The organism is Sulfurimonas sp. (genome assembly GCF_016744025.1).
Lineage (GTDB): Bacteria > Campylobacterota > Campylobacteria > Campylobacterales > Sulfurimonadaceae > Sulfurimonas.
In genome coordinates, this window is record NZ_JADGFC010000083.1 from 1 (window position 1) to 11,561 (window position 11,561).

The following is an 11,561-nucleotide window of genomic DNA, read 5'->3' on the forward strand; positions in this document are numbered from 1 at the left end:
CTTGCCATTTTTAATCCTATTAAATCTCATAACACATTTGTATTATTCTATCTAAATTACTGAATTAAAGTTTGTCTAGTTTATAGGGGACATTCCAGGTTAAATTAATTTTGGATCTATGTCTGTTACAATTAATTATGAGAAGACAGACTAATACCATTAAGTTTAAGATGGGTCTTTCATATAAAAAGGTATGCGACCAGTTTAACATCATAATCACAACTACTTCGGTTTACTGACCGGCAATGCAATAAAATATCGCTAATTCTAAAATGATTTTGAAAATTCAACTTTACCCTTGATTATATCAGGTTTTAATGATGGGTCAGTCTTTAGATCGTCTATTGCTCCATCATCTAAACCAACTTCATAATCAACTTTCCAGTCTTTTTTCTTTTCAATACTATACTTGTCTTTTGTAAAGGTATTGATTTTTTCCTGTTCTACCATTATCTGGTCTATTTCTAATAGTGGTTTTGAGTCAAGTAAATTATCATTACTAAAAAGTGGAGAAATATCAATTAATTCTTTTTTAGTAATAGGGATTTTCTTTTTTGTTTCAATTTTTTTCTTAGTTTTTATGATTGTTGTTGGTTCTGTTTTAGGCTTTGGATCTAGTACCTTATTCTCTTTTTTAACTTCAGTTGTACTTGTATTTAGTTTATCTGTTTTGTTTGATTTTATTGTTAATATTATTATAGTTGTAGAGAGTAAGAAAAATAATATAAAAAATAATATTTGATATCTCTTTAAAAATTTGAAGTTCATTAATTTAGTTTCCTGTTAAATTAAATATTTCGCCAATTTTAAACTCTATAAAAAAGTATCTTCCTGTAATTGATTCAACAATAAAGTTAGATGATTTGCTAAGTATCTCATCAGTCTTTTCAAATATAATAGATGCTAAATCTAAATTCACAGCACTACATTCAAATGAGTTAACATCAAAAGCTCAAAAAGTCACTCAATATCTTGGATGGCAAAAACAAAGAAGTATATTTTTTCAAGTAGCTGCAAACTTTCACGATATAGGTAAGTTAAGTACTCCTAGAAGTATACTGGAGAAAAATGTACCATTAACAAAAGAAGAGTTTACAAGAGTAAAAGAACATGTTTATTTAACTCATAAGATTTTAAACTCAATTGATGGATTTGAGCAAATACAGGAGTGGGCTTCGGCTCATCATGAGAGACATGATGGAAGTGGTTACCCCTTTGGTACAAAGGGGGTAAATTTTAGCTTTGAGTCAAAGATACTTGCTTGTTTAGATATGTATCAAGCTCTTGTAGAGACTAGACCTTATAGAAAAGCTTTACCGCATGATGAAGCTATGGAAATACTTTACGAGCAAGTTCCGGCTAATCGTTTTGAAGAAGAGATAGTTGATTTAATAGCAAAAATATTCAAAGAAGAAAAAGTATTAGTTTAGATTTATAATACTTAAAATACCGTCTTCATCTTCTTGAAGTTTAAAGATTTTTTTATTCATACTGTCATTTGTATGTAGTTCTATTTCTCTATCAGGGTTATTTAGTTTATATATAATATGGTTATATCCTTTAAGTGCATTCTCAAGTGTGATATGTGCATCAAAAATATTTGAACCGCTATTATTTAGTTTTTCTTTTAGTTTATCGTACTGCTCTTTTTTATGCTCAATTCTCTCTTTTTTCTTTTTATAGTGAACTTTTAATACCTTACATTGTTTAAACTTTTGAATAAACAAAGGTGATATTTCTATACCTTTGTTTTTACTTTTGATGATTGCAGCTTTTATTTTTTCACAAGGTTCAAGTGAGTTTTTTACTTTTATAGTAATATCTTTAAACTCTTGAATGAGAATTTTAAGTTCATTCTCTGTCTTGATTATATAAGATTGGTCATCTGCTTTATTTGTATCAAAACCACTATCTACAAGAGAATCAAGTATAAAAGTATTTTCTTCACCTTTGATTTTTTCTATTTGAATATATCTAGATGCTTCCATAATGACATGTGAACCTAAAATCTCAATCTCAATACTCTTTGCTTTAATCTTACCACGCATTGCATTTTTGATAATTGCTATATCTGCAATGATTTCACCGCCTTCAAGGGCATCTACTTCAACTTTTCTAGCAACTACTTTACCCTTGTGATGCCCTATCTTTGCATTAACACACTTGATAGAAGAATCTCCATGAGTTTGTCCATCAATTATTATATCACGTGCTTCTATAATAGTATTTGGACCAATACTACCGTTGATGGTGAGTTTTTGCACCTTTACATGCATACCTTCTTCAACGGCATCTTCTAAAGGATTGTTTTTTATTATGTTTATAGATATATCTGAGTCTAAATCAGAGTTTATGGTTCCAGTAGTTTTAAACGAGATTTCATCAACATCGATGCTGTTTGAGACATCATATTGATTTCCATTTTTAACCAGATAACCACTTTTTGTAGATAGGTATTTTATGTTCTCGAAACTATCTTGAACTTCTATGCCATCTTCTACTGTAAATGTTGGTTGTGCATCTATATTGATAATCTCAACTTCAAGAATTTTACCTCTACAGTTTCTACCATGTTTTCCCTGTTGAGGTTTTATAAACTCAAAGAGCTGTTCGCCTTGTACACAGCTTAGTAAAAAACCTCTATTTGCATAGTCAACCTTACCTTCACTATCTTCATCACCTACAGCATTATTCTCTTCTATATTCATATGTATATCAGAGTTTACAGCTTCAATAGCATCTATTCCTTTTGCAACAAGTATTTTCTTATCTTCTTTAAATGTGATTGTTTTGATCTGTTCTATTACATCTACAAGACCTTTTATACTATCTTTATACTCAGTGTCAAATAGATAAAGCATGATATTTGATCTTAATTTTTGTTCTAATATATAATTAAGAAAGTCATCATAAAGCCCATCGTAATAGTGTAGTTTAGAACCTTTTTTTATTACGAAGTAAGCAATAGTGTCATTTGATTTAAACTCTATTTCACTAATCATATGTTCAAATGCATAACCCTTTTCACAGGGCTTAACAACTCCATTGTATTCTTGCTCAAAGGCAATTGAATTATCTCTTAATGACTCAATAGTTGAATATTTACTAAGTTCATTAAGCGGTATTTCTACAGTAGTGCCTCCATTTTTATAAAAAGTTTTAACACTATTTATCTTTACATATAATTTAGAAATATGGATTGAATTTTTTCCTGCAATACTCAGAAATTCTCTTGCAATATTGTTAGTAACTACATTTATAGGTTTCATCATTTTAGACTCTTTAATAAAAGATATTATTTAATATACTCAGTAATTCTTAATATACTATCGACTAATTACTCAATAAGTCAAATATAAATTGTGAGGACTTTTAATATTTTTGATAAAACATAAGATAACATTTTTGATTGCTTAAGGTTCATCAGTGTATAATTTGTTCTAATAAGGATATTTATGTTTCATCAAACTCTAAAAACAAATATAATAGTTTTATTTCTTCTTTTAGTTGGAGTTGTTTCAACTTCTTTGTTAATATCTCAGTATTACTTTAATAGAACTTTGGCAGCATCTGCGACAGAAAAAACCTTTGAGTTAATATCAAATAACATTAGTCAATCACTTTATAAAAATCATGAAAAAATGCAAGACATTTTAAACGCCAATAAACATAATCTTAATTTTTATAAAACTATTGAATATGAAAATAATGAAAAAGCATTTCATGACCTAACACAAATGATGAAGATGAATAAAGGTCTTTATGCAATGTTCTTTACTCATAAAGATGGTTCATTTTATGAAGTAATTAATATGAATGCTTCTAAATTGATATATGATTTGTATAAAGCACCAAAAGAGACAAGATGGTTAACAGTTACCAATATAAACAATGTAGCACGGTATGGTTTTTATGATAAAAATCAAAAATTATTATCTAAGGTAAAAGAAGTTAAAAAGTACAACTCACTAACTCGTCCTTGGTATACTCAAGCTATAGCATCTAAAACTGCAATCCGTACAGCTCCTTATCTTTTTGTAAATCTTAAAACTTCAGGAGTAACTAGTGCACTTGAACTAGATAATAAAGGTACTGTCTTTGGAATTGACTACACTCTAGATAGATTAAATTCTATTTTAGCACTTCAAAAATTTGAAGAAAATTCAGAAATATTTGTTTTTAATCAACACGGAAGTAAGTTTGCATCATCTGATATTGCTCAAAAGATTACTCAAGAAAAATCTAAAACTTTAGAAGCTAAGTCTGCAATAGAGTTTACTGAGCAAGAACAAAAGTATTTAGACAAACAAGTTCCTATTATTTTTTCCAATGAAGATGATTGGGCTCCCTTTGATTTTAAGGCTGCGGCTAAACCGATGGGTTACTCGATTGATTTAATAAAACTCCTTGCAGAGAAAAGTTCACTCAAGGTAGAGTTTGTAAATGGTTTCATATGGAGTAAAATAATGCAGATGTTTGTATCAAAAGATATAGATGTTGTTCACTCACTCTATAAAACACCTGATAGAGAAAAACAGGGAGCTTTTTCAAAACCTATTTATAGTTTTAAAAACTACTTTATTACAACAAAATACAATAGCATCTCCTCTATAAAAGATTTAGAATTTAAAAAAGAACTACCCAAATATAAAAGTAATAGAATATAAAGATATGTCAGGTGCATTTATGTCTGTTTCAAAGCATGAAACAGATGCCGTAATAGATACAAGTGAAGCCTTTAGCTATTTAGTAAAACAGCTCTATATAGGTAACTTAAAAAAAACGGCTTGGTTTAAAGAGCTTGATAATAATAAAGCAAGGTCAATACACTTTCTAGTTCAAAAAGATAATCCAATTCTTCTCTCAATTTTAAATAAAACGCTGGATTCTCTTACAGATAAAGAATTACAAAAACTTCACGATAATTGGTTTGCTGCAAATACTCAAACGTCTGATATGGATATGATTGACAAGAGACTCTCTGAAGCATTAAAATATGGAAAAAAAGATGAAATAATACGATACACTAAGGCTAATAAAGAGTACTTTACAATGTACAAAAAGCTTAATGATGAAAATACATTTTTAGGAATCAAAGTCAACACCGAGACTCTTTTTGCACCTTATAATAAAAATATGAGATATTCATTTATGATAGCTATTATTTTACTTATACTTGCAATACCTTTAGTCTTCTTAACTGCAAATATAATTGTAAAACCTATAAAAATATTAAAAATTGAAAATGAAAAAATAAAACAGCGTAAATTTGATGATGTAAGAAGGATAGATACAAATATAATTGAATTTATTGATCTCTCTGACTCTTTTGTAAGTATGTCTCAAAGTATTAAAGAGTTTCAACTCTCTCAAGCAAAAATGTTAGACTCTATAGTAAAACTTATAGCCGAAGCCGTTGATGCAAAATCAGCTTATACAGGTGGACATTGTGAGCGTGTTCCTGAAATTGCTCAACTTCTTGTAGATGAGGCAAGTAACTCGCAAGAAGGTATATTTAAAGATTTTAAGCTTACTACAGAAGATGAACTTAGAGAGTTTGAAATAGGAGCATGGTTGCATGACTGTGGAAAAGTAACCACTCCTGAATATGTAGTAGATAAATCAACAAAACTTGAAACTATTAACGACAGGATTCATGAGGTTCGTACACGATTTGAAGTTCTTTGGCGTGATGCACAAATAGAGTATCTTCAAGCACAACTAGATGGCAAAGATAAAGAAGAATCACTTAATATATTACAGACAAAACAAGCCAAATTAACTGATGACTTTACTTTCATAGCCAATACAAATATTGGTGGAGAGTTTATGGATAAAGATAAACAAGAAAGAGTAAGAGAAATTGCGAATAAAGAGTGGACTCGTAATTTTGATGACTCTCTTGGTTTAGGTGAGATAGAGATACTTCGTTATGACAAAGAATTAGCTCAAACATTACCAGCAACTGAAAAACTTTTAAGTGATAAAAAACAGCATATTATTAAAAGAACTACTTTTGATTATGAATCTTATGAAAAAAATGGATTTAAAGAAGATGTTCCAGAAAATCTATACAATTATGGTGAAGTATATAATCTTTGTATCGCAAAAGGAACTCTTTCTGTAGAAGAGAGATATAAAATTAATGAGCATGTGATACTAAGCATCAAGATGCTTGAAAAGATTCCTTTCCCTGATCATATGACACGTATACCTGAATATGCTGGAACACATCACGAAACTTTAACAGGATATCCTAGAAAGTTAACTAAAGACGAACTAAGTATTCCTGCTAGGATTATGGCTTTAGCTGATGTATTTGAAGCACTAACAGCTTCAGATAGACCTTATAAAAAAGCAAAAACTCTTTCCGAGTCTATTAAAATAATGAGTTTTATGGTTAAGGATAAACATCTTGATGAAGATATATTCAAACTATTTTTAAGTAGTGGGCTTCATAAGGTCTATGCACAAAAATATTTTAAACTTAAACAGATAGATGAAGTAAATATAAATCAATATATTTAAGAAAATTTTTAATATAAGTATTTTTTACATATAATGCACTTTTAACTTAATTATTGGAATATTATATGTCTTATTTACAACCAAGTGAGTTTGTTACAAAAATGGTTGACTCAGGTGAGTCAAAAGTTTACATGTCAACAAAAGATACTCTTATTCGTGCTTTTATGGCTGGTGCTATTCTAGGATTAGCTGCTGCTTTTGCTATTACAGTTTCACTTAAAACAGGTTCTCCATTAGCGGGAGCTATGCTTTTCCCAGTTGGATTTATTATGCTCTACCTTATGGGTTTTGACCTTCTTACTGGAGTATTTGTTCTTGTTCCATTAGCACTTCTTGATAAAAGAAAGGGAGTTACTCTAAACCAAGTTCTACGAAATTGGGGTTTAGTGTTTTTAGGTAACTTTGCTGGTGCTCTTATTGTTGCTTTTATGATGTCATTTATATTGACTTATGGTTACTCCACTGGTGCAGGTGTAGTTGGAGATAAGATAGGCTCCATTGGTGAAGCTAGAACATTAGGTTACAAAGCATATGGAGTACAAGGATGGTTTACTATATTTATCCGTGCAATGTTATGTAACTGGATGGTTTCTATGGGTGTTGTTGGTGCAATGGTATCTACTTCAGTAAGTGGTAAAACTATAGCTATGTGGATGCCAATTATGCTTTTCTTTTATATGGGTTTTGAGCACTCTATTGTAAATATGTTTTTATTTCCTTTTTCTATGATACTTGGTGGTGATTTTACTATTATGGATTATTTAGTTTGGAACGAGATTCCTACAGTTCTTGGAAACCTTATAGGTGGTCTTACTTTTACGGGATTAACTCTATACTCAACACATATAAAAACTGGACCAAAAAGAAATCTAAAATAGATGATAAATAATGTTTGAAGTTTTACTACTTTCTTTTGCTCTTAGTATGGACGCCTTTGCTGTATCAATTGGTCTTGGTGTTAAAAATAAGGTTTTTGATAAAGCATTAGCTCTTAAAGTTGCTCTCTTCTTTGGTCTATTTCAAGGTCTGATGCCACTCTTTGGTTATCTCGCAAGCCTTGGACTTGGTGGCATTATAGAATCAGTTGATCACTGGGTAGCATTTGTATTACTCAGCATCATAGGTTCGAAAATGCTTTATGAAAGTTTTGGTGAAAAAGTAGAAGATGAAATCTCTATGATTACAAATAAAGTACTACTGTTTTTAGCAATAGCTACAAGTATAGATGCCATGGCTGCAGGTTTTACACTGAACTTACTTCTGCTAAATCCTTACATTTCTATGGTAATAATTGGTATAGTCACCTTTATATTTAGCTACTTTGGAGTTTTCGTTGGCTCAAAAGGTGGCGGATACTTAGAAGATAAGGCTGAAAAATTAGGCGGGATAGTTTTGATAGGGATAGGACTTAAAATCCTAATAGAGCATACATTAATGAGTTAATATAAGATAATTATATTATAATTATTAAATGAAATTATTTAAAGGGAAGTTTTATGAAAAATATCTTTGTCCTAATACTTGTAATTAACTCTTTTTTATTTGCTGTAGATGCGAAGCAAGAGACACAAACAGATATAGAAGTGCGTAAACAGCTTGAAAAAGAAAAAAAGTATGCGCAAGAACAAACTTTTTATCAAGGTAGTGATTATAATCTCAAAAGCTTTGAGGTAAATCCAGATGCCGTTAAAGATAAACCTGAAATGGATATTGACTATTCAGATGGTGATGATGTTTTAGAAATGGATTAGGCTTATATCTTTAGTATAATACTTTAAAAACTATTGGAATAAAATTATGCATGAAGTCAAGCTATAAGTGGACGAAAAAAATATAGAGACTCTACTAACAATTTTAAAGAACTTAAATCCTGAGCTTATTACAAAGCTTGAAGTAAATGGCAAATCTAGTAATGCAATAAACACTCAATATAAACCTAAGACAAATGCAATAATAAAAGAACAAGACTCTGGAGTTAATGACTCTAGTGGAAAGTATATTAATCCAACCGCTTATAAAAATAGACTCAAAAAGAAATAATAGAGATATTATGAATAATTTTCCTCTTGTAACTATTGAACAGATGTTAAATAGTTATAAACAACTACACTCTAAGAACCCATCTTTTGGTATGGATACATATGCTAAAGATTTTTCTCCTGATGGATTGGTAATACTTACAAATAATGGAAACGGGAATAAGGGAATCCCTGTTAGATGCGGACATTACATTTGTATCCTTGCATTAAAAGGTGGTTCTGTGCGTCATGTTAATCAATATGACTACAATATAACTGCACAATCTTTGCAACTTTTAGTTCCAGGAGTAATTCATTCTTTTGAAGATACACAGCCAAATTCTGAGTTTATTGTTTTAGCTTTCGACCCAGATTTCTTGCCAAACGGAGTTGAAGAACTTCTTGATTTTCATAATAAGAATCTGCAATCAGTAGATCTTGATTGTATAGAGTTTAAAAATGTACGAAACATATATGAGCAAGTAAATATAGAATATAAGAATGAAAAAGGTGATTATAAAGAGATTTCTAAACATTTACTAGTACAACTTTTATATATACTAAAAAGAGAAAAATTAGCTAAACCAAAACTAGAAATAAAAAATAGAAGCCAACAGATAACTAGTCAATTTTTATCTCTTATAGAAAAAAAATTTCAAGAGTATAAAAGTGTACAGGCTTATGCTGAGATTTTAAATATCACTCCTAAGCATCTAAGTGAGACTATAAGTCAGAGCTTAGGTAAATCAGCCCTACATTTTATACATAAACGCATAATCAAAGAGACTCAATACCTTTTGTGTTACAGTGATATGAGCATTAAGCAAATTTCTTCAAATCTAAATTTTGAAAATAGTTCTGAACTTGGACGTTTTTTTAAACGTTACGAAGGACTTAGCCCAAAAGCTTACAGACTTCACTTTAATCACTAAAACTTTCTTATCCGTAGTATTGCATACTTTTGCGATATATTACTCTTTTCATTTATAATTACAAATTGTTATACTTCATCATAAGAAAAAGAAATGAAAGGAGTTGAAATGTCAAGTATTATCCATAGAGCTGCACAAAGAGGTGTAGCAAATTATGGCTGGTTACACAGTCATTTCAGTTTCTCATTTGCTGAGTATTATAATAGAGATCGCATGGGATATGGAGCTCTTAGAGTTATAAATGATGACATCATAGAAGCTGAGAAAGGTTTTGATATGCATCCACACAAAGAGATGGAAATTATATCTATTGTGACTAAAGGAAGCCTAGAACATCGCGATTCTCAGGGGAATCATGGAGTTATAAAAGAAGGAGAGATTCAGTATATGAGTGCAGGCTCAGGAGTACGTCATTCTGAATTTAATCCTTCTAAAGTCCAAAGTGCAGAGTTATTTCAAATATGGATTCAGCCTAATCAAAAAGGTGGAGAGCCTCTATATGAGAAACGTGACTTTAACAAAATAGAGCAATTAAATCATTGGGTTGTCTTAACATCTCCAGATGCAAGAGATAATTCTATAAAAATTAGACAAGATGCTTTTATATTTACTACTAAAGTATATAATGGTGTAAAGATTGTGTTTCCAACTCTAAATGATGGCAATGGATTCTTACTTTTTGTTATCAAAGGCAGTGTAGAAATTGCTGGAAATATACTAAATGAAAGAGATGAAATGCAAATCAATGATAATGAGTACCATACTCTTAAAGCCTTGGATGACACTCACCTTCTGTTGTTTGAAGTGCCAATGCACAGATAACCAAAATAAATAATTACCAAAGGAAAATAAATGAAAAAAATAATCACTACACTTCTTGTTACAACGTTAGGCTCAATTGCACTTTTTGCAGGAACATATAATGTTGACACAAGTCACTCACATGTTGGTTTTAAAGTAAAACATATGATGATATCCAACGTATTAGGTAAGTTTGATACATTCGATGGCTCATTTATTTATGATGAAAAAACAAAAACTATAACGCAGTTAAATGGAGTTATAAATGTGAACTCTATAAATACAGCAAATAAAAAAAGAGATGCACACCTAAAGTCTGCTGAATTATTTGATGCTAAGCAGTATCCTAAGATTACATTTACACTTTCGAAAATAGATGGTGATGATGCTTACGGACAACTAACTATGCATGGTGTTACAAAAGATGTAAAACTTGATTTTGAAAACAACGGTATGATTAAAGACCCTTGGGGAAATACTAGAGTTGGATTAGAATTAACAGGTAAACTAAGTAGAAAAGATTATGGTATTACTTGGAATACAATTTTAGAAGCAGGTGGTGTTGCTGTTGGTGATACTATTAAATTAGACATTCAAATAGAGGGGATATTAGCGAAATAATCGCTAATATCCTTTGCCCCCATTACTGTAATTAAGTACTTGAACGTCTTTGTAAGCTAGTTCATAGTATAATCCCCACATAAATAATCACTATTTAATTAAAGTTATTTCACTTTGAAGAAATAAGTCCTTCTGTTTTATGCGTTTAGCAGTATTTCATAGGTTACACAAACACTCAAATACCTCAATCGTTCACAAATTAAGGTAACGAGTTCTACATGTTACTTTTCCCAACATAGGGGAATCTCATATATATTTATGATGGCTTATACTTGGAATTATCCAAAATAAGGCCATCTTTAGCTACTGATAAAAGTGATACCATGAACATAGAAATTATAACAACAGAGAATGAAGATTTAAAAGAGACAGGTTTTGGAACGATTGCAGCTTGTAAGGGTGTCTTAGACTCAATAAATCTAATGGAACATTCTGCAACACTTCATGTGTGCAAAACAATACAAGAATTAGATGATGTTGTAAAAAGAAAACCTGATTTAGTTATATTAGCAGTTAAATATATAATTACTCAAGATGGAGAAACTATTTGGCTCTCTGAATTTTTTGAAAAAAATGCAATCAACTTTTCAGGATCTCAAAGAGAGACTTTGATGTTTGATTCTGATAAAGTACTTGCAAAAGAATATTTAAAAGATAGAAG

12 protein-coding genes and 1 pseudogene are annotated in these 11,561 nt (G+C 30.3%); 11 read left to right on the top strand and 2 right to left on the bottom strand.

Annotated elements, in window-relative coordinates; genetic code table 11:
- Window positions 1–267 precede the first annotated feature (267 nt).
- Window positions 268–768 (bottom strand): hypothetical protein, encoded by a 501-nt coding sequence (locus QZZ48_RS10985; RefSeq protein ID WP_294965640.1) that lies wholly within the window; start codon window positions 766–768, stop codon window positions 268–270.
- Window positions 769–863: 95 nt separating this feature from the next.
- Here QZZ48_RS10985 and QZZ48_RS10990 point away from each other — a divergent pair, with 95 nt between their 5' ends.
- Window positions 864–1,430, top strand: a complete 567-nt coding sequence (locus QZZ48_RS10990) for an HD domain-containing phosphohydrolase (protein ID WP_294965642.1) — start codon at window positions 864–866, stop codon at window positions 1,428–1,430.
- Here the strand turns inward: QZZ48_RS10990 and QZZ48_RS10995 are convergent.
- Window positions 1,422–3,272: a flagellar assembly protein A gene (locus QZZ48_RS10995; protein ID WP_294965644.1), complete on the bottom strand. Its 1,851-nt coding sequence runs from the start codon at window positions 3,270–3,272 to the stop codon at window positions 1,422–1,424. The two genes, QZZ48_RS10990 and QZZ48_RS10995, sit on opposite strands and share 9 nt — an antisense overlap.
- A 183-nt stretch (window positions 3,273–3,455) precedes the next feature.
- Between QZZ48_RS10995 and QZZ48_RS15825 the strand changes: the two genes are divergently transcribed.
- From QZZ48_RS15825 to QZZ48_RS11045, 10 genes and pseudogenes are all read left to right on the top strand, one after another.
- Window positions 3,456–4,667, top strand: coding sequence for a transporter substrate-binding domain-containing protein (locus QZZ48_RS15825; RefSeq protein WP_366755929.1), 1,212 nt, complete (start codon window positions 3,456–3,458; stop codon window positions 4,665–4,667).
- Window positions 4,668–4,686: 19 nt separating this feature from the next.
- Window positions 4,687–6,528, top strand: a complete 1,842-nt coding sequence (locus QZZ48_RS15830) for an HD domain-containing phosphohydrolase (RefSeq protein WP_366755930.1) — start codon at window positions 4,687–4,689, stop codon at window positions 6,526–6,528.
- A gap of 65 nt (window positions 6,529–6,593) precedes the next feature.
- On the top strand, window positions 6,594–7,406 hold the full coding sequence (locus QZZ48_RS11010; protein WP_294965646.1) for a formate/nitrite transporter family protein: 813 nt from the start codon (window positions 6,594–6,596) through the stop codon (window positions 7,404–7,406).
- Between the two features lie 10 nt (window positions 7,407–7,416).
- On the top strand, window positions 7,417–7,971 hold the full coding sequence (locus tag QZZ48_RS11015; RefSeq protein ID WP_294965648.1) for a manganese efflux pump MntP family protein: 555 nt from the start codon (window positions 7,417–7,419) through the stop codon (window positions 7,969–7,971).
- Window positions 7,972–8,024: 53 nt separating this feature from the next.
- Window positions 8,025–8,279: a hypothetical protein gene (locus QZZ48_RS11020; RefSeq protein WP_294965649.1), complete on the top strand. Its 255-nt coding sequence runs from the start codon at window positions 8,025–8,027 to the stop codon at window positions 8,277–8,279.
- Between the two features lie 67 nt (window positions 8,280–8,346).
- Window positions 8,347–8,568 carry a hypothetical protein gene (locus QZZ48_RS11025; protein ID WP_294965651.1) on the top strand — a complete coding sequence of 74 codons (222 nt, stop codon included), beginning with the start codon at window positions 8,347–8,349 and terminating at the stop codon, window positions 8,566–8,568.
- Between the two features lie 10 nt (window positions 8,569–8,578).
- On the top strand, window positions 8,579–9,478 hold the full coding sequence (locus QZZ48_RS11030) for an AraC family transcriptional regulator (protein WP_294965653.1): 900 nt from the start codon (window positions 8,579–8,581) through the stop codon (window positions 9,476–9,478).
- Window positions 9,479–9,586: 108 nt separating this feature from the next.
- Complete coding sequence (locus tag QZZ48_RS11035) at window positions 9,587–10,300, top strand: pirin family protein (RefSeq protein WP_294965655.1); 714 nt, start codon at window positions 9,587–9,589, stop codon at window positions 10,298–10,300.
- Between the two features lie 30 nt (window positions 10,301–10,330).
- Window positions 10,331–10,900 (top strand): YceI family protein, encoded by a 570-nt coding sequence (locus QZZ48_RS11040; RefSeq protein WP_294965657.1) that lies wholly within the window; start codon window positions 10,331–10,333, stop codon window positions 10,898–10,900.
- 323 nt (window positions 10,901–11,223) lie between these two features.
- Window positions 11,224–11,561 (top strand): annotated as a pseudogene (locus tag QZZ48_RS11045) (D-alanine--D-alanine ligase); the annotation flags it as partial.

Bases quoted from the DNA above. Each gene is read 5' to 3' on its own strand.
- QZZ48_RS10985 (WP_294965640.1), bottom strand. From the start codon at position 768: ATGAACTTCAAATTTTTAAAGAGATATCAAATATTATTTTTTATATTA.
- QZZ48_RS10995 (WP_294965644.1), bottom strand. From the start codon at position 3,272: ATGATGAAACCTATAAATGTAGTTACTAACAATATTGCAAGAGAATTT.
- QZZ48_RS15825 (WP_366755929.1), top strand. From the start codon at position 3,456: ATGTTTCATCAAACTCTAAAAACAAATATAATAGTTTTATTTCTTCTT.
- QZZ48_RS15830 (WP_366755930.1), top strand. From the start codon at position 4,687: ATGTCTGTTTCAAAGCATGAAACAGATGCCGTAATAGATACAAGTGAA.
- QZZ48_RS11010 (WP_294965646.1), top strand. From the start codon at position 6,594: ATGTCTTATTTACAACCAAGTGAGTTTGTTACAAAAATGGTTGACTCA.
- QZZ48_RS11015 (WP_294965648.1), top strand. From the start codon at position 7,417: ATGTTTGAAGTTTTACTACTTTCTTTTGCTCTTAGTATGGACGCCTTT.
- QZZ48_RS11020 (WP_294965649.1), top strand. From the start codon at position 8,025: ATGAAAAATATCTTTGTCCTAATACTTGTAATTAACTCTTTTTTATTT.
- QZZ48_RS11030 (WP_294965653.1), top strand. From the start codon at position 8,579: ATGAATAATTTTCCTCTTGTAACTATTGAACAGATGTTAAATAGTTAT.
- QZZ48_RS11035 (WP_294965655.1), top strand. From the start codon at position 9,587: ATGTCAAGTATTATCCATAGAGCTGCACAAAGAGGTGTAGCAAATTAT.
- QZZ48_RS11040 (WP_294965657.1), top strand. From the start codon at position 10,331: ATGAAAAAAATAATCACTACACTTCTTGTTACAACGTTAGGCTCAATT.